This is a genomic window from Phyllobacterium sp. RCAM01083 (genome assembly GCF_055685835.1).
Map to the genome: position 1 here is coordinate 191,199 of NZ_JBVFZN010000005.1, position 23,963 is coordinate 215,161.

22 protein-coding genes are annotated in these 23,963 nt (G+C 58.5%); 13 read left to right on the forward strand and 9 right to left on the reverse strand.

What is annotated here, in order from left to right; genetic code table 11:
• Nucleotides 1–25: 25 nt before the first annotated feature.
• The 3 genes from ACZ25R_RS07675 to ACZ25R_RS07685 all read right to left on the reverse strand — a co-directional run bounded on the left by ACZ25R_RS07675 (nt 26) and on the right by ACZ25R_RS07685 (nt 2,746).
• Nucleotides 26–616 (reverse strand): protein-S-isoprenylcysteine O-methyltransferase, encoded by a 591-nt coding sequence (locus ACZ25R_RS07675; protein ID WP_346307489.1) that lies wholly within the window; start codon nt 614–616, stop codon nt 26–28.
• A complete protein-coding gene (locus ACZ25R_RS07680; RefSeq protein ID WP_472460631.1) occupies nt 613–1,806 on the reverse strand; it encodes a hypothetical protein in 1,194 nt (397 codons plus the stop codon). The genes ACZ25R_RS07675 and ACZ25R_RS07680 overlap by 4 nt, the downstream gene beginning before the upstream one ends.
• A 178-nt stretch (nt 1,807–1,984) precedes the next feature.
• Nucleotides 1,985–2,746, reverse strand: coding sequence for a 3-hydroxyacyl-CoA dehydrogenase (locus tag ACZ25R_RS07685; protein ID WP_472460632.1), 762 nt, complete (start codon nt 2,744–2,746; stop codon nt 1,985–1,987).
• Between the two features lie 333 nt (nt 2,747–3,079).
• Between ACZ25R_RS07685 and ACZ25R_RS07690 the strand changes: the two genes are divergently transcribed.
• The 6 genes from ACZ25R_RS07690 to ACZ25R_RS07715 all read left to right on the forward strand — a co-directional run bounded on the left by ACZ25R_RS07690 (nt 3,080) and on the right by ACZ25R_RS07715 (nt 8,707).
• Nucleotides 3,080–4,684: an ABC transporter substrate-binding protein gene (locus tag ACZ25R_RS07690; RefSeq protein ID WP_346307486.1), complete on the forward strand. Its 1,605-nt coding sequence runs from the start codon at nt 3,080–3,082 to the stop codon at nt 4,682–4,684.
• 52 nt (nt 4,685–4,736) lie between these two features.
• Nucleotides 4,737–5,744: an ABC transporter permease subunit gene (locus ACZ25R_RS07695; RefSeq protein ID WP_403183956.1), complete on the forward strand. Its 1,008-nt coding sequence runs from the start codon at nt 4,737–4,739 to the stop codon at nt 5,742–5,744.
• 63 nt (nt 5,745–5,807) lie between these two features.
• Nucleotides 5,808–6,668, forward strand: a complete 861-nt coding sequence (locus tag ACZ25R_RS07700) for an ABC transporter permease subunit (protein ID WP_472460633.1) — start codon at nt 5,808–5,810, stop codon at nt 6,666–6,668.
• Between the two features lie 4 nt (nt 6,669–6,672).
• Nucleotides 6,673–7,527: an ABC transporter ATP-binding protein gene (locus tag ACZ25R_RS07705; protein WP_288192664.1), complete on the forward strand. Its 855-nt coding sequence runs from the start codon at nt 6,673–6,675 to the stop codon at nt 7,525–7,527.
• Nucleotides 7,524–8,357 (forward strand): ABC transporter ATP-binding protein, encoded by an 834-nt coding sequence (locus ACZ25R_RS07710; RefSeq protein WP_223612539.1) that lies wholly within the window; start codon nt 7,524–7,526, stop codon nt 8,355–8,357. The genes ACZ25R_RS07705 and ACZ25R_RS07710 overlap by 4 nt, the downstream gene beginning before the upstream one ends.
• An 83-nt stretch (nt 8,358–8,440) precedes the next feature.
• On the forward strand, nt 8,441–8,707 hold the full coding sequence (locus ACZ25R_RS07715; RefSeq protein ID WP_288192665.1) for a hypothetical protein: 267 nt from the start codon (nt 8,441–8,443) through the stop codon (nt 8,705–8,707).
• Between the two features lie 13 nt (nt 8,708–8,720).
• Here the strand turns inward: ACZ25R_RS07715 and ACZ25R_RS07720 are convergent, their stop codons facing one another.
• The 5 genes from ACZ25R_RS07720 to ACZ25R_RS07740 all read right to left on the reverse strand — a co-directional run bounded on the left by ACZ25R_RS07720 (nt 8,721) and on the right by ACZ25R_RS07740 (nt 12,334).
• Complete coding sequence (locus tag ACZ25R_RS07720; protein ID WP_464661371.1) at nt 8,721–9,071, reverse strand: HVO_A0114 family putative DNA-binding protein; 351 nt, start codon at nt 9,069–9,071, stop codon at nt 8,721–8,723.
• Nucleotides 9,052–9,351: a toxin-antitoxin system TumE family protein gene (locus ACZ25R_RS07725; RefSeq protein WP_472460634.1), complete on the reverse strand. Its 300-nt coding sequence runs from the start codon at nt 9,349–9,351 to the stop codon at nt 9,052–9,054. Before ACZ25R_RS07725 ends, ACZ25R_RS07720 begins: the two co-directional genes overlap by 20 nt.
• Nucleotides 9,352–9,430: 79 nt before the next feature.
• Nucleotides 9,431–10,474, reverse strand: coding sequence for a choline ABC transporter ATP-binding protein (choV, locus tag ACZ25R_RS07730; protein ID WP_346307482.1), 1,044 nt, complete (start codon nt 10,472–10,474; stop codon nt 9,431–9,433).
• Nucleotides 10,471–11,313 carry a choline ABC transporter permease subunit gene (choW, locus tag ACZ25R_RS07735; protein WP_105731991.1) on the reverse strand — a complete coding sequence of 281 codons (843 nt, stop codon included), beginning with the start codon at nt 11,311–11,313 and terminating at the stop codon, nt 10,471–10,473. The genes choV and choW overlap by 4 nt, the downstream gene beginning before the upstream one ends.
• Nucleotides 11,314–11,392: 79 nt before the next feature.
• Entirely contained in the window at nt 11,393–12,334 is a 942-nt protein-coding gene (locus ACZ25R_RS07740) for a choline ABC transporter substrate-binding protein (protein ID WP_346307481.1), read from the reverse strand.
• Between the two features lie 190 nt (nt 12,335–12,524).
• Between ACZ25R_RS07740 and ACZ25R_RS07745 the strand changes: the two genes are divergently transcribed.
• The 6 genes from ACZ25R_RS07745 to ACZ25R_RS07770 all read left to right on the forward strand — a co-directional run bounded on the left by ACZ25R_RS07745 (nt 12,525) and on the right by ACZ25R_RS07770 (nt 19,824).
• Complete coding sequence (locus tag ACZ25R_RS07745; RefSeq protein WP_223612543.1) at nt 12,525–13,115, forward strand: thymidine kinase; 591 nt, start codon at nt 12,525–12,527, stop codon at nt 13,113–13,115.
• Between the two features lie 123 nt (nt 13,116–13,238).
• Nucleotides 13,239–14,327: a hypothetical protein gene (locus tag ACZ25R_RS07750; protein ID WP_223612544.1), complete on the forward strand. Its 1,089-nt coding sequence runs from the start codon at nt 13,239–13,241 to the stop codon at nt 14,325–14,327.
• The gene (locus ACZ25R_RS07755; RefSeq protein WP_472460635.1) at nt 14,327–15,478 is read left to right on the forward strand and encodes a hypothetical protein; all 1,152 of its coding nucleotides are present in this window, start codon (nt 14,327–14,329) and stop codon (nt 15,476–15,478) included. Before ACZ25R_RS07750 ends, ACZ25R_RS07755 begins: the two co-directional genes overlap by 1 nt.
• Nucleotides 15,479–15,490: 12 nt before the next feature.
• Nucleotides 15,491–17,401, forward strand: a complete 1,911-nt coding sequence (locus tag ACZ25R_RS07760) for an AAA family ATPase (RefSeq protein WP_472460636.1) — start codon at nt 15,491–15,493, stop codon at nt 17,399–17,401.
• Nucleotides 17,401–18,687, forward strand: a complete 1,287-nt coding sequence (locus tag ACZ25R_RS07765; RefSeq protein WP_472460637.1) for a DUF6638 family protein — start codon at nt 17,401–17,403, stop codon at nt 18,685–18,687. Before ACZ25R_RS07760 ends, ACZ25R_RS07765 begins: the two co-directional genes overlap by 1 nt.
• Nucleotides 18,688–18,699: 12 nt before the next feature.
• On the forward strand, nt 18,700–19,824 hold the full coding sequence (locus ACZ25R_RS07770; RefSeq protein ID WP_426137175.1) for a DUF2333 family protein: 1,125 nt from the start codon (nt 18,700–18,702) through the stop codon (nt 19,822–19,824).
• A 340-nt stretch (nt 19,825–20,164) separates the two neighbouring features.
• Here ACZ25R_RS07770 and ACZ25R_RS07775 read toward each other — a convergent pair whose 3' ends face one another.
• A complete protein-coding gene (locus ACZ25R_RS07775; RefSeq protein WP_105731999.1) occupies nt 20,165–20,626 on the reverse strand; it encodes an Lrp/AsnC ligand binding domain-containing protein in 462 nt (153 codons plus the stop codon).
• Nucleotides 20,627–20,736: 110 nt separating this feature from the next.
• On the opposite strand from ACZ25R_RS07775, the gene putA reads away from it, so the two are divergent.
• Entirely contained in the window at nt 20,737–23,829 is a 3,093-nt protein-coding gene (gene putA, locus ACZ25R_RS07780; RefSeq protein WP_472460638.1) for a bifunctional proline dehydrogenase/L-glutamate gamma-semialdehyde dehydrogenase PutA, read from the forward strand.
• The last annotated feature ends 134 nt before the right edge of the window (nt 23,830–23,963 follow it).

A 23,963-nucleotide genomic window follows, 5' to 3' on the forward strand; every position in this document is an offset into this window, starting at 1 on the left:
TTTGCCGCGGAAAACGGCACAGCTTTCAATAGACCAATGGCAATACGCGCCATGTTCTGGCGCGATATTGGCGATACTCTTCCCCGAAGGCCTCTTCCATCATCTGTTCCTCCGCCCCAATTCTGGAGAAGAACAGGAAACCGAACCCCGCCAGACCCGATAGACCGGCGATATAATTGGGCAAAAGCAAGGCCTGGGTCAATGCCATGAGCCAGAAGGCCGTGTACATGGGATGCCGCAGGCGTTTGTAGATGCCCGTGGTAATAAGTTTGTGATCCTGCTTCAGTTGCAGGGAGACCGACCACATCTGCCCCAGGGCCTTGTGCGTGAGCCGGAACAGCAGCAGCGCGGCAATGCCGGTCAGGATACCCAGGGTGAAAAGGACGGGGCTTGGCGTATAGGATGCGAATCCCGGCCGGCCGGTGGCGACATAGACGGCCGGAATGATGCCAAGACCGGTCAGCGATATGGCAAGCCGCAGCGTGTCGGCGCCCTTGCGGCGGTCGACGGTCAGTTTCGCGCGGCGCGCGCGCCTGTCGAACGGGCGGCGCAAGAGATACCAGGCGACGATAAGAACGACCCACAGGGCCTTTCCGGCAACGGCAAGTGACATCATATGGTGGCAGTTTCGGCTATTTTCATGGGTGAGGAGGACTGGGCGGCGCATTCGCATGGCAGCCCGCCGCGTGCGGCGACATCGGCAAAGCTTTCCGGTCCGCAGAGTATCGCATGCCAGGAATAGGCCGAGCGCTTTTCGACGCCATAGACAAATTGCCGGTGCACGCGGAAGAAATTCCGCCGAATGGACCTGTAGGTTTCATCACATAACTGGCTGCGGAAGCGGACCTTGACCAGAACGGGCGATTCCGCGTCCGCGATGTTCAGATCACGGACGGGATTGGATTTGTAGAAATTCATCGGGTCTGTCAGCGATTGCGCGTCGACCCAGATGGCGCGGCTGCGCGCGACGGTTTCAACGCTTGCCCGCAGGGCTTTGGCGGCCGGATGCAATGCCAGTTTGAGCAGGCTTGAACCCACGGTAAGCAGGCCATAGCGCCGGGAATCATTATGCTGCAGGGCGGCATCCAGAATATGCAGGGCGCAGATCGCCCCCATGCTGTGGGCGGCAACGACAACCTCGGTCGCTGGCGCCGCCTGACTGATCCGGGCTGCGGCATCGCTGATGACCTGGTGCAGTTTTGCCGTGATGTCGGGGCGGCGGTTGCGTGCCATGTCACGCGCGAATGTCCAGTCGTCCATGATCAGCAGAAAGTGCATCTTTTGTGCCGCCACGACCAGCAGAACCAGGGCCGTCGCCAGGCCGACGGCAACGGCAACCGCCGCCTGCTGCGTCAACCCCAGGGCAATGCGACCGGTGCCGTAGGACAGCGCCGCAATGGCACCCATGATGACGAGCGGATAAAGGAAGAAAAGCGCATAGCGCCAGCTCGTCGACAGGAAGCGAAAGAACGTGCCGCTGACAATGAAATCGATCAATGCGGCGATGCCGCTGAGAACGCGAACGGCAGGGTTGCGCGCGGCGTAGAAATGGTTGATGTCACCGAGGCCGTAGAGGACAAAATCAGTTCTGGCGGACCAGTTCGCACCAGCGGTTGCAAGCGTGAACTCTCCCACGCTGACGCCGCCTTCCGCGGACGATACCTTCAACGCGCCATCTTCCTGCAACGACATGTCATAAACAGGCGCTGTCTTGGTTGCCTCCCGCAGGAAGCGCCGATGATGGGCCTCGACCGGCATATGTTCAAAGCCTGGCAAGAGAACGACCAGGCGATTGATAACGGACATCTGCCACCTTTCCAGGTTCCGATTGCGACGGTGTCAGCGCTCCTAGCTGAATTGAGCCAAAAAGGAATTTAGATGACCGACGTTAACAGAACGTCGTCAAAGGCAAAGAGTTGCAATGGTTGGTACCATGGCAGCTTTTTGGCGTATTCGCCTTCAACCTGAACCTGTCCAATCGCTGTTATTTAGGGGCCATGCGTATCGCGCCGTCAAGGCGAATCGTTTCACCGTTCAGCATGGGGTTGTCGATGATATGCAGGGCCAGGGCCGCATATTCCTCGGGTTTGCCGAGGCGGGAAGGGAAGGGAATGGAGGCTGCCAGCGAATCCTGGACTTCCTGCGGCATGGCCAAAAGCATGGGCGTGCCGAATATGCCGGGTGCAATCGCCATGACCCTGATGCCGAAACGCGCCAGTTCGCGGGCAGCGGGCAATGTCAGGCCGGCGATGCCTGCCTTCGAGGAAGCATAGGCCGCCTGGCCGATCTGGCCATCGAAGGCGGCAACCGAGGCGGTTGAAATGATCACGCCGCGCTCACCCGTATCCAGCGGCTCGAGCTTGGCCGCCGCGTCGCTGACCAGCCGCAGCATATTGAACGAACCGATGAGATTGACCTCGATGACCCGCCGGTACAGTTCCAGATCATGCGGGCCGTCGCGGCCGACAATCCGCCCGGCATTGGCGATGCCCGCGCAGTTCACCAGAATCCGTGCGGTGCCAAGCTTGTTTGCGACATGGGTAACGGCACGCTGGGCATCGTCCGCACTGGATACGTTGCAGGCCACGGCCAGGCCGCCAATGTCATCGGCGACTTTTTGCGCTGCATCAATATTGATGTCGAACAGGGCAACTTTAGCACCTTTCTCTGCCAGCGCGCGCGCTGTCGCGGCACCCAGACCCGATCCGCCACCCGTAACAATCGCTGTTTGGCCCTGAACGTTCACAATGCATCTCCTCACTGATTTTCATGCGTTCTGGCACGAGTTTGGGTCCCGATCCAGTCGTTATTTATGATCGGAGCTGGGGGGAAACATGTTCTGGCCGGGTTTGGGCAGATATAAAAACGCTGCTTCGCAAAAGTCGCCGGCGTCACATTTAGTGAATTTCGCTATTTTTGTGACTTTGTTAAAAAATTTCCCCAGAATCTTCGTTTCTTCATGAGATGGCAGGTTGACTGCGAATAAATCTGCTTGCATTGCGACATTGCAAAGGCTTCCATGCAATCTCGGTTGCGGGCATGGGGGCCGGCAACACAAAAAACCTCTGAAGGTGGAAAAATGAAGACCTACAAGAAACTCCTTGCGGCGACAGCGCTTGCAATGTTGACGGGTGGGCTGATGGCAGGTGGAGCCTCGGCTAAATCTCTCGTGTACTGCTCTGAAGCTGCTCCCGGCGGTTTCGACCCTGCACTTTATACCGGCGGTGAAACGCTTGATGCGACTGGCCAGGCTGTTTTCAATCCATTGGTTGAATTCACGCCCGGTACATCGACGGTTCGCCCGGCGCTTGCAGAAAGCTGGAAGATCTCGGATGACGGCCTTGAATACACGTTCAAGATCCGCAAGGGCGTCAAGTTCCAGACCACGAGCTATTTCACACCAAGCCGCGAGCTGAATGCCGACGACGTGGTTTTCTCCTTCGAACGTCAGAAGGAAGGCAGCAAGTGGGCCAAATATGTCGAAGGCGCGACCTACGAATATTTTGAAAGCATGGACTTCCCCAAGCTGATCAAGGAAGTCAAGAAAGTGGACGATCTGACAGTCAAGATCGTGCTGAACAAGCCAAGCGCCCCGATGCTCGCAGGCCTTGCGATGGACTTCTCGTCGATCGTTTCGAAGGAATATGCCGACAAGCTCATGGCTGATGGCACACCGCAGAAATTCAACGAACAGCCGGTCGGTACCGGTCCTTTCCAGTTCGTTGACTATCAGCTCAACACGGCGATCCGCTACCAAGCCAACCCGACCTATTGGAAGGGCAAGGTCAACGTCGACAACCTGATCTTCGCAGTTACACCGGACGCGGCCGTTCGCGTGCAGAAGCTGAAGGCCGGCGAATGCAACCTGACGATCTATCCGGATCCGGCCGATGTTGATGGCCTGAAGGCCGACAAGAACCTGACCGTTATCCAGGAAAGCGGCCTGAACGTTGCTTATCTGGGTTACAACACCACCCAGGCACCTTTCGACAAGCCGGAAGTGCGCAAGGCGCTCAACATGGCCATCGACAAGAAGGCAATCGTTGATGCCGTCTACCTCGGCCAGGCCAAGCCGGCGATCAATCCGATCCCGCCGACAATGTGGTCCTACAACAAGTCGATCAAGGATGACGAATACAATCCTGAAGCGGCAAAAAAGGCCTTGGAAAAGGCTGGCGTGAAGGATCTTTCCATGAAGATCTGGGCGATGCCGGTTGTGCGTCCCTACATGCCGAACGGCCGCCGTACGGCTGAACTGCTGCAGTCCGACTTTGCCAAGGTCGGCGTAAAGGTCGAGATCGTCAGCTATGACTGGCAGGAATACCTGAAGCGCGCTTCCGATCCGAAGCATGACGGTGCGGTCATTCTCGGCTGGACCGGTGACAATGGCGATCCGGACAACTTCCTTGCCGTGCTGCTGTCGTGCCAGGCCGTCGGTCAGGCCAACCGTACCGCATGGTGCAACAAGGAGTTCACTGCACTGATCGACAAGGCTGCTGTGACTGCCGATCAGGCCGAACGCACCAAGCTCTATGAAGAAGCTCAGGTTATCTTCAAGCGCGAAGCTCCATGGGGCACGCTTGCTCACTCGCTCGTAACGACAGCCATGACCAAGAACGTGACCGGCTATGTAGCCAGCCCGTTCGGCGTTCATAACTTCGCTTACGTCGACGTCACCGAGTAATTTACTCCTCGCGGTACCGGCTTCGGCCGGTACCGCCTTTTATTGGGTTACCATGTTCCGATACATCGCTTCACGAGTGCTGCTGCTGATTCCGACCTTTATCGGCATCAGCTTTGTGGCTTTTATGTTCATCCGCCTGCTGCCTGGCGATCCTGTCATTGCGCTCGCAGGCGAGCGCGGCATGACGCCGGAGCGTCACCAGATGCTGCTTGAGCAGTTTGGCTTCAACAGACCGATCTGGGAGCAGTACTTCTCGTTCCTGTGGAATATTTTTCACGGGGATTTTGGTACGTCGATCGCCAGCAAACGTGCGGTCCTTGCCGATTTCCTGACCCTGTTCCCGGCGACGCTTGAGCTCAGCATCTGTGCCATGCTGTTTGCTGTCATCATTGGCATTCCCGCCGGTATTTTCGCCGCCGTCAAGCGCGGTTCGATCTTCGATCAGTTGAGTATGGGGATCGCATTGGTTGGCTATTCCATGCCGATTTTCTGGTGGGGCATCCTGCTGATCATCCTGTTCGCCGGTATTCTGCACTGGACGCCGGTGTCGGGCCGCATGGATCTGATCTATTTCTTCAAGTCCACAACCGGCTTCATGCTGATTGACAGTCTCATTTCGGGGCCGAAGGGTGCGTTCAAATCCGCATTCTCGCATCTGATCCTGCCGACGATCGTGCTTGGAACCATCCCGCTCGCGGTCATCGCCCGCCAGACACGTTCCGCGATGCTGGAAGTGCTGGGCGAGGATTATGTGCGCACGGCACGGGCCAAGGGTCTCGCGCCGAAGCGGGTCATCGGCATCCATGCCCTGCGCAATGCCATGATCCCCGTCATCACGACGATCGGCCTGCAGATGGGCCTGCTGATGGCCGGCGCCATCCTGACGGAGACGATCTTCTCCTGGCCAGGCATCGGCAAGTGGATGATCGACGCCATCGCGAAACGCGATTACGTCGTCGTTCAAGGCGGCCTGATGCTGGTCGCGCTGATCGTCATGACCGTCAATTTGATTGTCGATCTGCTCTATGCGGTCGTCAACCCGCGTATCCGCGTAAAGTGAGGAACTGTGACTAACGAAGTTTCCCCTCCCGCACCGCTTGCTGCCGCCCCCAAAGAGGGCCGCATGGGCAGGTTTGCAGAATTCTGGTTCTATTTCAGCGTCAACAAAGGCGCTGTCATAGGGCTTGCCACCCTGATTTTTCTGGTCCTCGTTGCCATTCTCGGACCGTTCATTGCGCCGCATGCGCCCTATGAGCAATATCGCGAAGCACTGCTGACGCCACCGGCCTGGCAGGAGGGCGGCAATGCGTCATTCCTCCTGGGAACCGATGCTGTTGGCCGCGATCTGCTGTCCCGCCTGATCTATGGCGCGCGCTTCTCGCTGTTCATCGGTTTGATTGTCGTGGCCATTTCCATGGTCACCGGCGTCATCCTCGGCGTTCTCGCCGGCTATTTCCGCGGCTGGGTCGATGCGCTGATCATGCGCATCATGGATATCATTCTTGCCTTTCCGCCATTGTTGCTGGCGCTGGTGCTCGTTGCCATCCTGGGCCCGGGCCTGTTCAACGCGATGATCGCCATTGCGCTGGTTCTGCAGCCGCACTTTGCGCGTCTGACGCGCGCGGCGGTGATGAGTGAAAAGAACCGCGAATATGTGATTGCCGCCAAGCTTGCCGGTGCGGGCCACATACGGTTGATGTTCAAGACGATCCTGCCGAACTGTCTGGCGCCGCTCATCGTGCAGGGCACGCTGTCCTTCTCGAATGCCATCCTTGAAGCGGCGGCTCTGGGCTTCCTCGGCATGGGTGCGCAGCCGCCCACACCGGAATGGGGTACCATGCTGGCAGAGGCACGCGAATTCATCCTGCGCGCCTGGTGGGTGGTCACATTCCCCGGTCTTGCCATCCTGATCACCGTGCTTGCGATCAATCTCGTTGGCGACGGTCTGCGCGATGCCCTCGATCCCAAACTGAAGAGGAGCTGAGATCATGGCGCTGCTTGAAATCAAGAATCTCTCGGTTGGATTCGACACGAGCTCGGGTCAGTTCATGGCCGTGCAGGGGATCGACCTGCACGTCGATGCCCGCGAAGTGCTGGCCATTGTCGGCGAGTCCGGCTCCGGCAAATCGGTTGCCATGCTGGCTGTCATGGGGCTGCTGCCGAACACGGCCACTGTCACGGCGGACAAGATGGTCTTCAACGGCCACGACATGCTGACGATGACGACCAAACAGCGGCGGCAGATCGTCGGCCGCGATGTGGCGATGATCTTTCAGGAACCCATGGCAAGCCTCAATCCGTGCTTCACGGTTGGCTTCCAGCTGGAAGAAGTTCTGCGTTTCCATATGAAAATGGATGCCAGGACCCGGCGCACGCGGGCGATCGAACTGCTGAAGCAGGTCGGTATTCCCACACCGGAGGAACGGCTGAACTCGTTCCCGCACCAGATGTCCGGCGGTCAGTGCCAGCGTGTCATGATTGCCATCGCCATCGCCTGCAATCCGAAGCTGCTGATTGCCGACGAACCGACGACGGCGCTCGACGTGACCATCCAGAAGCAGATTCTCGATCTGCTGGTCAGCCTGCAGGCCAAGCATGGCATGGGGCTGATCATGATCACCCATGACATGGGCGTTGTCGCGGAAACGGCCGATCGGGTGATTGTCCAGTACAAGGGCCGCAAGATGGAGGAAGCCGACGTGCTGTCTCTGTTTGAAACACCCAAGAGCCCCTACACGCGCGCCCTTCTTTCCGCCTTACCGGAAAACGCGACGGGTGACCGTCTGTCCACGGTCGCAGACTTCATGAAGAACGAAGCCGCCAATGCAGGAGCAGCAACATGAGCGAGATCGTTCTTGAAGGGCGCAACATTGTCCGCGATTACCACGTCAGCGGCGGCCTGTTCGGCAAGCCGAAGACGGTGCGCGCGGTCAAAGGTGTCAGCTTCACGCTGGAAAAGGGCAAGACCCTTGCCATCGTCGGTGAAAGCGGCTGCGGAAAGTCGACGCTCGGCCGCATCCTGACCCTGATTGATCCGCAGTCGGAGGGAGAACTGCTGATCGATGGCAAGCCCATCAACATTGCCAAGGACAGGGTGACGCCGGAAATGCGCCGCAAGGTGCAGATCATTTTCCAGAACCCCTATGGCTCGCTCAACCCGCGCCAGAAGATCGGCGAGGTTCTGGGTGAACCCCTGCTGCTCAACACCAACAAGACGGCGGCGGAGCGGCGGGAACTCGCCATGCAGATGCTGGTGAAAGTCGGCCTGGGTCCGGAGCATTACAACCGCTATCCGCACATGTTCTCCGGCGGCCAGCGTCAGCGTATCGCCATTGCCCGTGCATTGATGCTGAGCCCGAGCCTGCTTGTCCTCGACGAGCCGGTCTCCGCGCTTGACCTTTCGGTGCAGGCGCAGGTCCTCAACCTGCTGGCCGATCTTCAGGACGAATTCAACCTGACCTATGTGTTCATCAGCCATGACCTCTCGGTCGTGCGCTACATCGCCGACGAGGTGATGGTGATGTATTACGGTGAAGTGGTTGAGTACGGCACGCGCGACGAGGTGTTTTCGAACCCGCAGCACAGCTATACCAAGACGCTGTTTGCGGCGACGCCGAAATCCGATGTCGCCAGCATCCGCGCCCGTCTGGAGAAGAAAAAAGCCGCCGCTTGATTTTAGCGCGCGGTTCGTCCGTTATTGGCGCATGTGCTGTGCGTGCCGAACCACGCACAGCAGGAATGGCAGGGAGAAATGCTATGAGCGGACGTCAGCCGATTGCAACCGCCCCGAAGGACGGCAGCAAGGTCCAGGTTTTCTGGAAAGACGAGGACGGGCAGGAAAACGAATCCCTGGCGCAATACCGGTCGCTGGACCGCCTGAAGGCGACCGGCGGCCAGTGGGATGAAACCGATGCGGGCTGGTGGATCTTCACCGATTCAAACACGCAGAAGAAAGTCACGCCGCATGCATGGCAACCGGCCGGCAAAAGCGGCGATGACGATGAGGACGGCGACGACAAGTAGACTTGTCTACGCTTCAAGCTGCTGCTGAAATCTCGAAATCGACGTGGATTTTGTCGTAAGGGAAGATCACCTTGCCATTCCCGGTCTTGGTGATGACCCCAGCGTTCAGAAGCAGCGTCACATCAGCATGAACGCCCTTGAAATCGCGTTCAACCCGGCGCGCGATTTCGCGGATGCTCAAAGGGCCTGCTCCGGCCATCACCTTTACAATCTCCAATCGCTTCGGTGACAGAATTTTGTGCATGACCTCCCAGGTGACAAAACTGAACTGGGGTGTCGTCTCGGCCTCACCTGTTTTCCAAGCGATCTCAACGTCATCGAGGACGGACGCCAGCGTCTGAACCTTAAAGGTGATTGTTTTCATGGAGCCATCTTTCGACATCGTCTTTAAAATCCGCCAGAAGCGCTTCTATCGTCGAAAACGCATAGGGAAGTTCCGTTTCTCCAATATGCCTGTGATCGCCTTTACCGGCCTCGTTGTCATACCGTAGCACGCAGATATTATTGGCAACCAAAGCGAAACGGTATTTGTAGCGGTGTGTGCTGCCTCTCAGAGGCTTTGGTACGAGCCAGACAACAAGGTCGGCAAATATGCCTTGATGAATGAAGACCCGCCGCGAGACGAGGCTTTTCGCTCGTTCCATAAGTGTACCATCATCAAAAATCGATGTAAATCACACCATCAACAGGATGCATTTCATCGAATTCTAGTGATGTTTACACCTAATTTCTCTGATGCTTTAGTAGGCCCCGCACGATGTCGTCGGCGGAGATCATGCCGAGAATGGCGCCATTCTCGACAATGCCGACATCGCCGCCATTTTTCGACACCGCCTGCATGATCTGACGCACGGGGGTGGCCAGACGTGCCGTTGCGGCGAAGGGACGGTTGGCGGGCCGGCTGCGGTCCAGCGGCACCATGATGTCGCCGGCGGTTAGCACACCCAGCGGATTCATGTTGGCGACGAAGTCGGCGACATAGTCGTCGGCCGGGTTGAGCAGGATGTCCTGCGCCGTGCCGCACTGAATGATGCGGCCGCCTTCCATGATGGCGATGCGGTTGCCGATCTTCATCGCTTCGTCGAGATCGTGGCTAACGAAAACGATGGTCTTTTTGAGCCGTTCCTGCAGGCTGAGCAGCTCATCCTGCAGACGGGTGCGAATGAGCGGATCGAGCGCCGAAAACGGCTCGTCCATCAGCAGGATCGGCGCGCCGGTGGCGAAGGCGCGGGCAAGGCCGACGCGCTGCTGCATGCCGCCGGAAAGCTCGCTGACCTTGCGCTTGGCCCAGTCCTTGAGATTGACCAGCGCCAATTGCTGTTCCACGGCTTCGGCGCGCTCTTCCTTGGACACGCCCGACAGTTCGAGGCCGAAGCCGACATTTTCCTCGACCGTGCGCCAGGGCAAAAGGCCAAACTGCTGGAAAACCATGGAGACGAGATGCTTGCGCAGATCGCGCAGCGTGTTCTTGTCGGCTTTGCCGACATCGACGGATCGGCCGCCGTGATGCACGACGACGGACCCGCGCGAAATCGGGTTGAGGCGGTTGATGGCGCGCAGAAGCGTGGATTTGCCCGAGCCGGACAGGCCCATGAGCACGAGGATTTCACCTTCGGCAATGGTGATCGAACAATTGTGGACGCCGAGCACATGGCCGGTTTCCGCCTGGATGTCCGACCGGCTCTTGCCCTGGTCGGCAAGCGCTAATGCGCTGTCCGTCTTCTTGCCGAAAATGATGCAGACGTTTTCAAGGGTGATCGCGGTCATTCACCAGGCTCCTTGCCGGGACGGAAGATACGGTCAAGCACGATGGCGACGACCACGATGACAAGCCCGGCTTCGAAACCCAGCGCCGTGTTGACGGAATTGAGCGCACGGACAACCGGAACGCCGAGCCCGTCGGCACCGACCAGGGCGGCAATGACCACCATGGACAGGGACAGCATGATGGTCTGGGTCAGGCCCGCCAGAATTTGCGGCATGGCGTAGGGCAGCTCGATCTTCCACAGAAGCTGGCGCGACGACGCGCCGAAGGCTTCGCCCGCCTCGACCAGATGCTGCGGGGTGGAGGACACGCCGAGATGCGTCAGGCGGATCGGGGCAGGGAGAACGAAGATCGCCGTTGCGATCAGGCCGGGAACCATGCCGATACCGAAGAACACGATGGCCGGGATGAGATAGACGAATGTCGGCAATGTCTGCATCAGATCCAGGACAGGCCGGATCGCCGCGTAGAACCGGGGGCGATGGGCTGCGATGATGCCGACGGGGACACCGATGCCCATGCACAGGATGCAGGAGGAGAGCACCAGCGTCAGCGTCTCCATTGTTTCCTTCCAGTAGCCCTGATTGAGGATGAACAGGAAGCCGAACAGGGTGAGCAGGGTCACGGCAATCGAGCGGCGCAGTGCATAGGCAACCGCGGAAAAGATGGCGACCATGATCAGCGGGTGCGGGTATTTCAGGACGAACATGAGGCCGTCGATGAACGACTGCATGACGAAGGCGAGCCCATCGAAAAACCCGGCGAAATTGTTCGTGAGCCAGTCGACGACGGCCTTTGCCGTCTTGCCTACCGGAATCTTGTCTTGTGTCAGCCAGTCCAAGCGAAAATTCCTCTGTCGGTTGCAGTATCAGGCGAAAGAATCGCCCAGTGCGTGCACCGGGCGACAATATCGGCAGGCCTTAAAGACCGAGCGACTTCTTGACGGCTGGCAGACCGTCCTTGCCGTCAACCGTCGTCACGCCGGCAAGCCAGGTGTCGAGAATGGCAGGATTGGCCTTCAGCCATTCGGAGGCTGCCTTCGGGCCGTCTTCGCCATCGTCGAGAATCTTGCCCATGATCTCATTCTCCATTTTCAGGTCGAACTTGAGATTGGCCAGAAGTTTGCCAACATTCGGGCATTCGGTCGTATAGCCGGCGCGAACATTGGTATGAACGGTTGCACCGCCGAAGTCGGGGCCGAAGAAGTCATCGCCGCCGGAAAGGTACTGAATCTTGAAGTTGGTGTTCATCGGATGCGGCGCCCAGCCGAGGAAGACGATGGGGCCCTTGGTCTTCGTCTGCTTGGCAACCTGCGCCAGCATTCCCTGCTCGGATGATTCGGCGACCTCGAAGCCCTTCAGGCCGAAGGCATTCTTGGCGATCATGTCGAGGATCAGGCGGTTGCCGTCATTGCCCGGCTCGATCCCATAGATCTTGCCGCCGAGATCGTCCTTGAACGTGATGATATCCTTGAAGTCTTTCAGGCCCTTGTCATAGAGGTACTGCGGCACGGCCAGTGTATATTTTGCGCCGGTGAGGTTCACGCCGAGATCTTCAACCGTCTTGTTGTCGAGATAGGGCTTGAGGTCGGCGGCCATGCTGGGTGTCCAGTTGCCGAGGAATACGTCGATGTCCTTCTTGCCAAGGGACGCATAGGTCACGGGAACCGACAGGACCTTCGTATCGGTGGAATAACCCAGTCCCTTGAGCACGGCGCTGGCCGCTGCCGTGGTCGAGGTAATGTCGGTCCAGCCGACATCGGCGAATCGAACGGACTTGCAACTCGCGGGTTCCGCGGCGAAGGCGGTGCCGGCGGTCAGCGTGAGAGCCAGTGAAATGGTCAGTTTGGTCAACATTTTCATCGATTGTTCTCCCTCTCCGGTTTTCTACCGGCTGTTAAGGGCATGAACCAAGCACCAATTTCGCAGGGGTTCAAGCATAGCCGCGCATAAATCCGGTCAATTCGCGACAGTTGTTGATATTCCGGCAAAAGTTGCACCCTCTGCACGGGAGAGGCTTCAAGCCTGGCCTCAACTCTGATTAAACGCCCTTATGGCAAAACTCTATTTCAGCTACTCGACGATGAACGCCGGCAAGTCCACCATGCTGCTGCAGGCATCCTACAATTACCAGGAACGCGGTATGCGGACGATGATGTTCACGGCTGCGCATTATGCGGAAAACGGCGTCGGCGTCATATCTTCACGCCTCGGTGTGACGGCGGCCGCCGAACTTTACCGTGACGAGGACAACCTTTTCGACCGGATTGCATCGGCGCATGGCGCGAATGCACTAAGCTGTGTTTTCGTGGATGAGGCTCAGTTCCTCACCCGGGACCAGGTCTGGCAGCTGGCACGCGTTGCCGACCGGCTGCATCTGCCCGTGATGTGTTTCGGGCTTCGCACGGACTTTCAGGGCAAGCTCTTTCCCGGTTCGGCCGAATTGCTGGCCATCGCCGATACGCTGCGGGAGATCAGGACCATCTGTCATTGCGGCTCGAAGGCGACCATGGTGGTCCGGCACGATTCGACGGGCAAGGCGATCACTGAAGGAGACCAGGTATCCATCGAAAAATCCGTGTATGTCTCGCTTTGCCGCAAGCATTGGGAAGAAGAAACCGGGCGGATTGTTTCAGACCAATAGAGCTTGTTCCGGCCTAATACAGCCTGTCATTTTTCTATAGGCTTTTTTTCGTTAAATGCCGTGTCTATATTCGAACGGCAGATATATTTATGATTTTATCTTGGGCATCTAGGGGAGACACCAATGGCGAGCTTGCAGAGCTTTGATACCGAGATCGAAAAGACCCGGAACATGGTCAATGAGATGCGGACGAAAATTGACCAGTCCAGCGTCGTTCTCGACAAGTTCGCCAAGGCGGATGCTGCGATCGGAAATCCTGACTTCGATATCGAAAATGCCCGCATCGACGATGTCCTGCGCCAGCAGAAGGTCATGGAAGGCAATATTGCCGACCTGATCATCGGTCTGGAAGACGCGACCAATGTGTTCGGTTCTGAATTTGAAAGCATGAAAAGCTATTCCGGCTGGGAAAAGCTGGTCGGCGTTTTCTCCAAGGACAAGATGCAGCGCCTGCGGACGGATCGCGTGCGCAACATGTCTCTGGCCGGCAACCTGCAGGAACTGCTGTCGAAGTCCGACCGGATCGTTGGCATTCTCAAAGAACAGAAGACCATTCTCGATGCGCGCTACAAGACGTCGGAAGCCAGCCTTTCCAACGTGATCGAGCGCCGCAAGACGGCGGTGGCGACACTCGAAGCCACGCAGAAGCGCATCGAAGAGCTGAACCCGCTGCTGCTCGACATTGAAAACCGGATTGCCGCCTCGACCGATCAGGGCACCCGTGCCACGCTGGAAGGCGACCGCTCGAAACTGGCGACGGAATACAATGAGCGCCAGGCGAAGGAGCAGGAGCTCCTGGCGGAAAGCCAGACGCTGGAACGCTATACCTCGATGTTCCAGACATTCGTCGATTCGCTCAACAACCAGATCGCCGCGCAGAGCACGCTGATCAACAAGCTCTCCATCGATACGGAACAGCGCATCGTTCTCTACAAGGCGCTGGAAGATTCCTTGAAGACGGCGGCCCAGCAGGACGTGGCCCACAAGATCAACACCCTTGGCAGCCGGGTCGATACGGCGGCGGAAGAGACCATGGCCGGTGTCGGCGCCGCCGCGCAGAAACACATTGGCGACCTGCTCGAGATGCATGAGAAGAACATGGTCAGTACCCAGGATATCCAGCGCCGCAAGAAGCTCGCCGACGATGCTTTCTCGCGCCGTTTCTCGGAAGTCCTGAAGAAACACAATTCCGCTGACTACGTGCAGAATTAATGGCCGGGAATGCTGATCTGACCGCCGCCGAACGCTATTTCGGTGCGATCCGTGCCGCGCTGGACGGGCTGGATATCTTTCTCAACAACCAGCAGTCGCCGCTCTACAAGCACGATCTGGTTGCGCAGACCGTATCGGAATATCTGCGGCGGCTGGAAGCCTCCTTCGAATGCTGGCGCAACCGGATCGGTTTCACCGACCGGTTCCAGATTTCGCGCGCCGAAAGCGGCTTTCCGGTTTTCCAGAACGTGCTGGAACTGGAAAACGACAAGCGGGACACCAGGGCCCGGCTGGCAGCCATTCCGCCAGCGGCCGCGCTGCGCAATGAAATGGCCGATTTCATCCTGCGGCACCGCGCATTTCCGCGCGATCTGCAAAAATCGATGGCGGAGCGGATTTATCTGGAAACGGTCGAGCAGGGAGAGGTTTTCTCGCCTTTCATCCTGCCGGTGACCATCCGCGTTTCGGTCAATCCGAAGACCATGCGGCCGCTCTACGTGGTGCACTGGGGCGCCTTTGACGGCGCTTCCAACCTGCCGCTGATCTATATGGCGATCATCGAGGATTCGTCGCAGGGCCTCGTGGAAACCCTCGTGGGCAAGGACGGCAAGCTCAATCCCGGCGTGCGGATACCGCTACCCGTCGGCGGCCTGCTCAATCCGGAGCTGGCACGGCGCTTTGACGATTTCGCCGCCAAGAATTCGGCCTATTCGCTGTCACCGATCACGATTGCAACAAGCCTCGACACGGATTTTCCGGAACTCCACCCCAAGCAGCTGCGGCGCGTGGTTCTCGGGCCGTTCTACACGACGGGCATTACCGAACATAACCAGAAGGTCGCCGATGTCCTGGAACACGTGCGCAAGCCGGAAGATGCCTGGCTTCTGACATGGACCATGCAGGAGGTTTTCTCCAAGGCGGAACGGCCGGGCAAGCGCGGGCTCTGGTCTTCGGAGCCGTCGCGCGAGGAGTTCTACATCAATACGGATGATCTGGAGGCGGCCCGGCAAGGCGTCAGCAGCTACGAACAGCATGCGCTGGTGCCGCATGAAGCCTATCAGGCGCTCTATGCTTCGGGTGAGGCCAGCCGCATTTTCAGCGGGTTCAAAACCCATATCCTGTCCAATGGCCAGGTCATCAGCGACATTTAGGGGAGCACGATCATGGATGTCGGTTTGACCACCATCGACGAGAAGGACATCACCAAGCATCTGCCGGTGGCGCAGGCCATGGTGACGCGTTTTGTCGTGCTGGAATCGGGCGATGCGAAATCCGGGACCGAGCTTGCCGGTACCGGGCGGCGGTTCGTCTCGACAGTTTCGACCGGCGGTCTGCGCTCAACGCGTGAAGTGGACCTGACAAAGACGATCCAGGCCGTGCGTCCCGATGACCAGATGCTGTCCATTGCCCAGCATACCCTGTTGTTCCGGGTGCGCCGTGGCGTGGCAGTCGCATTGGCCGTCGCCGATGTTTTTGGCCGCCAGAGCGATCTGGAGAACCTTCTGGCGCGCAATGCCTCGGCGCCCCTGCAGGGGGAGGATGCCAGCCATTTCAAGAAGCTTTTGTCCGCCGCCGCCTATATCTCGGCTTTTGCGCTTGCTGCCTACCTCTCGCAACTGATCGAAGCGGATAGCCAGGCCGCCAATGACGTGACGGTTCCGGAATTCAATTTCGATACGGCGCAGGATGCACTGAAATCGATCGTCGGCGGTTTGGACCGGGCCATTGCCGGTGCTGCCGATGAACAGACCATGCTGGCGCGGGCGAAAGCCTATGCTGCTACGGCGATTGAAGGCCTGCTGCAGCGCAAGGGCCGTTTTGACGGGCTCGGCAGCTTTGAAGACACGCATCTGCGCCTCGACAGCGACGATTTCACGCTTGACGGCTTCGATGTGGCGCCGGGCAAGAAACGCACGCCTTTGGTGATGACCTTCAAAAAGCCTGGTGAAGTCATCGGCAATCACATTGCCAAATATCAGGCGCTGAAGCTGTCAAAGATGCTGATGGCCTATGATTTCGACCGGCAGCTCAACCCGTTCGTTGAACTTGGCGGCTTTCTGTTCACATTCATCGGCGACGGTGCACCGGGGACGGGCAAGACGACGCTGATCCAGATGATTGCCGGCCTCGTCAACGATTACTGCCAGGTGGCGGGCTATGCCTTCCACTACGAGAATTTCGGCGTCGACCAGATTTCCTCCTATCAGGGAAAATCCGGACAGAATTGCCGGCAATTCGTCAACAACGTGCTCAATCCGCGCGTGATCGGCTTCGGCACCATTGATGATATCGATCAGGTCGCAGCGCGGCGTTCCGATGACCGGGCGTCTGCCGGCCAGCAGGAAATCACCGGCGTGCTGATGGAAGCGTTTGCGGGTGCATCCACCGTGGTGCGCGGCAACTGCGCGTTCGGCATGTTCTCCAACTATCCGGAGAATGTCGACGATGCGCTGCGCCAGCGCGCCGGAGCGCGCTGGCTGGTGGACGGGCCGCAGACCCGCAACGATTACATCGATATCTTTGCGCTGCTCGCCGGCAAGAACCACAGGATTCCGCTCGGCGAACACAAGCTGTTCGAAGACCAGCAGATCGAACGCGCCGTGGATGCCGCCTATGAACAATTGTCGAAGCCGCAGGAAGACGGGCTGAAAGCGGTGTATGAGCGCTTCATTTCCGAGAACGGCGAACCGGAAACGCTTGCCGATATCGGTACCTATCTGCACATGATCAAGGAACGCGAGCCGCGTTTCACCGGCCGCGCCATCAAGAACGTGACGGATGCGATCAAGATGCGCGCCATGGACATCGAACTGCCGGATGCATGGTTCGAAAAACCCGAGACCTTCATGCACAAGCCCTATGATGAGAAAAAGGCGATGGTGGAGGAACTGCGCAAGCCCTTCACCATGGCGATGGTGCTGCAGGAAACCAACCGGTATGCGGATTCGGAATTCCGCTATGCCGACAAGTCGGACGATGCCGCCGTGGAAAAGATCGTCCGTGATGCGCGCCTGCGCGAACGGGCGATCCGGGAAGTGGAAGCCCTGAAAGCGCGGGGGCAGTGGGACGCCTGATGGACCTTCTCTACGAAAACGAACTGATCTACGGGCGTTTGCTGACGATCGACCAGCCGCATCTGATCGAACGCTATAACCGGGCACTGACGGCTTTTGGCTTCAAGGCAACCGAACTCACGCGGTTCAATATTGACCGGACGGGATTCTCGCCGGAGATCGCCGCTGAGCTGAAGGACCCGTCCTATCTCGATCCCAATGGCGTCAACCGCCGTTTCATCATTCTGACGCCGGATCAGGCGACGCTGCCGGTGGTTCACACGCAGTTCTCCAACACGTCTCAGCTGATGTACGAGTTCTTCAGCAGCAATGCGCGGGCGATCAACGCGTTGACCATCAAGGATGTGATCTTCGGCGAGATCGAGGACAGTGTTTCCATTGTCAACGACATCGAGGATCTGCTGTCGATCAATCAGGTCGAGTTCCGCGTCCTTTCCGCTGAAAACGTCATGGGGCAGGCGGCGGAACTGCGTCTGCTGGTGGACCGGCTGCAGAACGAACCGAACACCTGGCGCGACGACGATCTCATCAACCGGATGGTCGAACTTGCCAAGGTCACCGGCGATATCCGCGAGAATTCGCTGGTGCCCGACAAGGTGGTGTTCCGCCACAGCGCCTTCTGGACCAGCCATTTCGGCGGCACCTATATCTTTGTCGATGACAATACGACAACGGTCATCGGCGATCCCGCCGCTCCCGGTTTCCGGCGCTCGCGCCCCTGGCAGGTCAATTACATCTCGATCAAGGACGCCGATCAGGTGTTCCAGTTTCTTGCCGCGACGGGGCGCATCGAGTTGCCGCGCGGCTCGTGGATCGAGCAGTCGGGCTATCTGGAAAACCGCGGCGAGATGATCATCCGCCATCTCATCCGGACGCTTGAACCGGAACGCAATCTGAGCGGTATTGATCGCATCTGGCTGCAGACCTGGATTCACGCCAATGCCAGCCTGATCAATCATGACGGGACATGGCCGTTCCTGAACGCCGTGAAACGTGAAATTGCCCAGACAGGGCAGATCAACCTCTCCGAGATCGACCCGGCGCGCCGTTTTCTGGTGGTGCGGGCGCTCCCCAGCCATTCCGATGCGTGGCTGGTCAATCAGCTGATCAGTGATTTTGTCCCGTGGGATTTCCTGTCGCGGTACATCTTCAACAAGCAGGGCTTCTATGCCGACTACGGCCGCTGGAACCCCGCCTTTCAGGAACACGTTGTCGATATACTCAAAACAACCTATTTGAAGGACAAGGAAGGGCTGCGCAGGCGGCTCTACGGTCTCACCTCCTAGCAAGGATGCACAATGCTCGATCCCGTCATCAACTTCTTCAGCCGGATTTTCTATCTGATCGGACGTGGCATCGGCTATGCGGTCGGTATCATCCTGTGGCCGTTCCTGTGGGCAGGGCGCTGGTACACCCAGCGCGGCTGGATCCTGAAGACAGTCGTGGGTGCGATACTCATTCTCTGGGTCGGGCTTTACGGCTATTTCTTCTGGGTCACGCAGGTCTGGACGAATTTCAATCCGGATTACGTCGCCGTCTATAATTTCGACAAGCGCGATGTTGCCGCTGGGGAACCGGTTGCTGCGCAAGCCGTCGGAACGGCACCCAAGAGCTGCGCCCGTTCGGCCATTGTCGAAGTCACGGCTGACCTCACCGACTTCAACGTGAACCAGAATGCCTGGATTTCCTCCATGCTGCTGTTCAAGCTCGGCTTCTTCGGCATGTCATGGGACGATACGCCTTTCCTCGACAACAAGGCGGCGTTCCAGCGCGGCATCAACTCCGCCGTACGCCGGACGGCCGTCGAGCTTGTTGACACGCTTGGCCGTATCCGCGGCACATCGCAGATCGACAATGATCTGCAGAAGGCCCGCGGCAATCTGCAGTTCACCGAGGATGCATGGTATTTTGGCCTGAACCCCTTTGGCCCCAAGACGCCGACCCCGAGCTATTACCGTTCGGCGGTCAAAGACCTCAGGACTTTCAATTCGAAGCTGGAAGCCTGCAATGCCGTATTCGATGCACGTGCCGACAATCTCATGCAGTTCATCGACCGTATTGCCAATGATATCGGCTCCACCTCCGCCATCTTGAAAGATCGCTCGGAGAAGAACAATTATGGCTGGTTCGATACCCGTGCGGATGACCGGTTCTGGTTCGCCTATGGCCAGCTCTACGCCTATTACGGCCTGATGAATGCGGCAAAGGTCGACTTCAAGCAGGTCGTGCAGCAGAAAAACCTGGCCCCCCTATGGGATGGCATGGACGGACAGCTCCGTTCGGCACTCAACATAACGCCATGGATCATCGCCAACGGCAGCGAAGGCGGTTGGTTGTTGCCCAACCATCTGACAACCATGGGTTTTTATATCCTGCGCGTGCGTTCCAACCTGATCGATATCAAGCAGGTGCTGCAGCAATAAGTGGACTTGGGCGGGTAAAATGCTATATTTAGCCTTGGAGTGAGGGCGAGCTTTCGCCCACCCTCTTTCCTGGTTACATGAAACGGATCCGGATGGTCACCTGCCAGTGAGTCCGGATCCTTTTCATTTCCAGGGTGATGCTGAAGGGCTTAAGCCACATCGTATCACCTCCAAGTTTGAGAGCATGGCTGATGCCGCAGCCGGAGCAGCCCATCTCCTCCGATACACCGCTGGCCCGGTGCTGTTGCTTTGCCCTCAACACGTCCATTGATGATGAAGTGCGACCGGTTCGGCAACGAACGGGGAGTTGTGTCGCGATAGGTACCCGGTTGCAGGTCGATCAAACCGGCAGGTGTGTGGTTTCCTTGACTTCCTCCATGACGGCATAGGTATGCGTCTCGCGCACGCCCGGCAGCGACAGCAGGGCATCGGAGAGAAAGCGGCGGTAGTGCTCCATGTCGGCGACACGCGCCTTGATCAGGTAGTCGAAACCGCCGGCGACCATGTGGCATTCCATCACGTCGGGGTTGCGCCGTGTCGCAGCCGCAAAGGTGGCAAAAACATCCGGGGTGGTGCGGTCCAGCTTGATTTCCACGAAGACCAGCATTGCGCGGTCGAGCTTTTTCGGCGACAGTCTGGCGGTGTAGCCAAGGATATAGCCGTCTCTTGTCAGGCGCTTGACCCGTTCCGTGGTCGCCGTTTGCGAGAGGCTGATACGCTCGGATAACTCGGTGTTGGAGAGCCGCCCGTCCTTCTGCAGCTCGCGCAAGATGCGCCGGTCAAGGCTGTCCAGGTTTTTCATCTCTAAAATACCCCATATTTTTAGTTTTTTGCGCTGCTTTGTGAGCGTTCATTGGTGAGAAGAACCAAGTGGAATAGATTATATGGGAAAAATCAATAAGGGGAAGCCTGATGACCAGACCATTGCCGTCTTCAAACGATTTTACTGCGCCATATGCTGTCGATGATCAGCAACTGGTGGCATCTTTGCTGAAAACCATCGCCCTGCCGGAAGACGTCAACCGCCGTATCGATGCACGTGCCAGCAAATACATCGCCACGATTCGCAAGGAAGCGAGCGGTATCGGCGGTGTCGAGGATTTCCTGCGCGAGTATGGCTTGTCCACCCGTGAAGGGCTGGCGCTGATGGTTCTCGCCGAAGCCCTGCTGCGCGTGCCGGATGCGGCAACGCAGGACAAGCTGATCGAGGACAAGCTGAAGCAGGGCAAGTGGTCGGAGCACGAGCCGAGCGGCGATACGTGGTTTGTATCGGCATCGGCCTGGGCGCTTGGCCTTTCCGCCAAGGTGATCAAGCCGGGCGAGACGCCGGAAGGGGTGATTTCCTCGCTGGTCAAGCGTATCGGCCTTCCCACGGTCCGCACCGCCACCAAGCAGGCCATGCGTTATCTCGGCCACCATTTCGTTCTCGGCGAAACCATCAAGGATGCGCTGAAGCGCGCGGCTTCCAACGAAGCCAAGGGCTATCGCCATTCCTTCGATATGCTGGGTGAGGGCGCCCGCACGCGCAAGGACGCGCGCGGCTATTTCAAATCCTATTCCGATGCCATCGACGCGATCGGCCGGGCCACGGGCAACAAGAAGCTGCCGGATCGCATGGGCATTTCCGTCAAGCTCTCCGCCCTGCATCCGCGTTATCTTGCCACGCATCATGATCAGGTCATGGCCGAACTGGTGCCGGACCTCTTGGCATTGGCGCAGAAGGCCAAATCCTACGATCTCAATTTCACCGTCGATGCCGAAGAAGCCGACCGGCTTGAGCTGTCGCTGGATGTGATCGACCGCGTCTTTGCCGATCCGTCACTGGACGGCTGGGACGGGTTCGGTCTGGCCATTCAGGCCTATCAGAAGCGTGCGCTTGAGGTGATCGACCACATCGACCGGCTGGCGGCGCGCCACAACCGCAAGATGATGGTGCGGCTGGTCAAGGGAGCCTATTGGGATACGGAAGTGAAGCGGACGCAGGAGCGCGGTCTGCCCGATTACCCGGTGTTCACCCGCAAGCCTGCAACCGATGCGTCCTACATGGCCTGCGCCAAGCGCATGCTTGACGCCCGGCCCCGCATATTCCCGCAGTTTGCGACCCACAATGCGCTGACGGTCGCCATGATCCTGGAAATGGCCGGCGGCGACAAGACCGGTTTTGAGTTCCAGCGGCTGCATGGCATGGGTGAAAGCCTCTACAAGCAGATCACGGAAAAGGACGAGAAAATCGCCTGCCGCATCTATGCACCCGTTGGCGGCTACCGCGACCTTCTGGCCTATCTGGTTCGCCGCCTGCTCGAAAACGGTGCCAACTCGTCTTTCGTGTCGGTGGTCGGTGACAGCAATGTACCGATAGCGGACCTGCTGGTACGCCCGGCGGAAAAGCTCAATGACGGCAAAGGCTATCGTCACCCGCATATCCCGTTGCCTGCCAAAATCTATGGCAAGCGCATCAATTCGGCCGGCGTGGAACTGGGTGACCGCAAGGAACTGGCCGCCCTTTTGGGCGGGATCGCCAAGGCATCCCGCACGGTCAACGCTGTTCCGCTGATCGACGGCGTGAAAGCTGCGGGCAAGGCCCAGAATGTGATTTCGCCGGTCAATGGCGCGACTGTCGGAACGGTTGTGTTTGCGACGGCGGACGAAGCGGCAAAGGCGGTCGGCATTGCCAAAAGGGCTTTCGTCTCGTGGTCGCGTGTTCCGGTGGAAACCCGCGCCAAGGCCCTGGAAAAGACGGGTGACCTTCTGGAAAGCAATCGTGATCTGCTGATGGACCTTCTCTCCCGTGAAGCGGGCAAGACGCTCGATGACGGCATTGCCGAAATTCGCGAGGCGGTGGATTTCTGCCGCTACTACGCTGCCGAGGCGCGCCGTCAGTTTGCAACCGACAAGGCCATGCCCGGCCCGACAGGCGAAGACAACAAGCTGCGTCATCGCGGTCGCGGTGCCTTTGTCTGCATCAGCCCGTGGAATTTCCCACTGGCGATTTTCCTGGGTCAGGTCACCGCGGCACTCGCTGCGGGGAACACCGTCGTGGCGAAGCCTGCGGAACAGACGCCGCTGATCGCCTATGAAGCCATCCGGCTTCTGCACGAAGCAGGTGTGCCGAAAGATGCCGTGCTTTATGTCCCGGGTGACGGCTCGGTCGGTGCGGCGTTGACATCCCATGCGGATATTGCCGGCGTTGCCTTTACCGGCTCGACCGATACGGCCTGGGCCATCAACCGCACGCTGGCGGCGAAGAAAGGCCCGATTGTTCCGCTGATCGCCGAAACCGGCGGCCTCAACGGGATGATCGTCGATGCCACCGCCTTGTCGGAACAGGTTGCCGACGATGTTGTCATGTCCGCCTTCCGTTCTGCTGGCCAGCGCTGTTCTGCGTTGCGCATTCTCTATCTGCAGGAAGATATCGCCGACAATATGCTCGAGATGATCGAAGGCGCGGCACGTGAGTTGACGCTTGGCGATCCCTCGCTGGCCTCCACCGATATCGGCCCGATCATCGATCAGACGCAGCGCGACATGCTCGCAGCCCACATTGCCGCGATGCGCAAGAGCCAGAAGGTTCGCTATGCCGGTACTGCACCGGACGAAGGCCTGTTCTTTGCGCCGCATATTGTTGAACTCAATCATGCGGAAGCGTTGGAGAAGGAGGTGTTCGGGCCGGTTCTGCACGTGGTGCGCTGGAAGGCTAAGGATCTGGACAAGGTGCTCGACCAGATCGCCTCGACCGGTTACGGCCTGACCTTCGGTCTGCACACGCGCATTGAGGCGACAGTCGCCAAAGTCATCGACCGGCTCGACATCGGCAATGTCTATGTCAACCGCAACACGATCGGCGCGGTTGTCGGGACACAGCCCTTCGGCGGTTCGGGTCTTTCCGGCACAGGTCCCAAGGCGGGCGGCCCGTCGTACCTGACGCGTTTTGCGCTGGAGCAGGTGGTGTCGGTCAACACGGCCGCGGCCGGGGGCAATGCCAGCCTCATCGCCATGGGCGAATAAGCGGGAAAACGGCTGAAATCAGATGCGCGATTGGGGATAGTGGGGCACTCACTATCCCCAATTCGCTTCTACGATGCTATTTGGCGTATTCAGAATGGTAACCGATAAATAGGGCGCAACCCTAAAATGGGGAG

Bases quoted from the DNA above. Each gene is read 5' to 3' on its own strand.
- ACZ25R_RS07675 (WP_346307489.1), bottom strand. From the start codon at position 616: ATGATGTCACTTGCCGTTGCCGGAAAGGCCCTGTGGGTCGTTCTTATC.
- ACZ25R_RS07680 (WP_472460631.1), bottom strand. From the start codon at position 1,806: ATGTCCGTTATCAATCGCCTGGTCGTTCTCTTGCCAGGCTTTGAACAT.
- ACZ25R_RS07690 (WP_346307486.1), top strand. From the start codon at position 3,080: ATGAAGACCTACAAGAAACTCCTTGCGGCGACAGCGCTTGCAATGTTG.
- ACZ25R_RS07695 (WP_403183956.1), top strand. From the start codon at position 4,737: ATGTTCCGATACATCGCTTCACGAGTGCTGCTGCTGATTCCGACCTTT.
- ACZ25R_RS07700 (WP_472460633.1), top strand. From the start codon at position 5,808: ATGGGCAGGTTTGCAGAATTCTGGTTCTATTTCAGCGTCAACAAAGGC.
- ACZ25R_RS07705 (WP_288192664.1), top strand. From the start codon at position 6,673: ATGGCGCTGCTTGAAATCAAGAATCTCTCGGTTGGATTCGACACGAGC.
- ACZ25R_RS07710 (WP_223612539.1), top strand. From the start codon at position 7,524: ATGAGCGAGATCGTTCTTGAAGGGCGCAACATTGTCCGCGATTACCAC.
- ACZ25R_RS07715 (WP_288192665.1), top strand. From the start codon at position 8,441: ATGAGCGGACGTCAGCCGATTGCAACCGCCCCGAAGGACGGCAGCAAG.
- ACZ25R_RS07720 (WP_464661371.1), bottom strand. From the start codon at position 9,071: ATGAAAACAATCACCTTTAAGGTTCAGACGCTGGCGTCCGTCCTCGAT.
- ACZ25R_RS07725 (WP_472460634.1), bottom strand. From the start codon at position 9,351: ATGGAACGAGCGAAAAGCCTCGTCTCGCGGCGGGTCTTCATTCATCAA.
- choV (WP_346307482.1), bottom strand. From the start codon at position 10,474: ATGACCGCGATCACCCTTGAAAACGTCTGCATCATTTTCGGCAAGAAG.
- ACZ25R_RS07740 (WP_346307481.1), bottom strand. From the start codon at position 12,334: ATGAAAATGTTGACCAAACTGACCATTTCACTGGCTCTCACGCTGACC.
- ACZ25R_RS07745 (WP_223612543.1), top strand. From the start codon at position 12,525: ATGGCAAAACTCTATTTCAGCTACTCGACGATGAACGCCGGCAAGTCC.
- ACZ25R_RS07750 (WP_223612544.1), top strand. From the start codon at position 13,239: ATGGCGAGCTTGCAGAGCTTTGATACCGAGATCGAAAAGACCCGGAAC.
- ACZ25R_RS07755 (WP_472460635.1), top strand. From the start codon at position 14,327: ATGGCCGGGAATGCTGATCTGACCGCCGCCGAACGCTATTTCGGTGCG.
- ACZ25R_RS07760 (WP_472460636.1), top strand. From the start codon at position 15,491: ATGGATGTCGGTTTGACCACCATCGACGAGAAGGACATCACCAAGCAT.
- ACZ25R_RS07765 (WP_472460637.1), top strand. From the start codon at position 17,401: ATGGACCTTCTCTACGAAAACGAACTGATCTACGGGCGTTTGCTGACG.
- ACZ25R_RS07770 (WP_426137175.1), top strand. From the start codon at position 18,700: ATGCTCGATCCCGTCATCAACTTCTTCAGCCGGATTTTCTATCTGATC.
- ACZ25R_RS07775 (WP_105731999.1), bottom strand. From the start codon at position 20,626: ATGAAAAACCTGGACAGCCTTGACCGGCGCATCTTGCGCGAGCTGCAG.
- putA (WP_472460638.1), top strand. From the start codon at position 20,737: ATGACCAGACCATTGCCGTCTTCAAACGATTTTACTGCGCCATATGCT.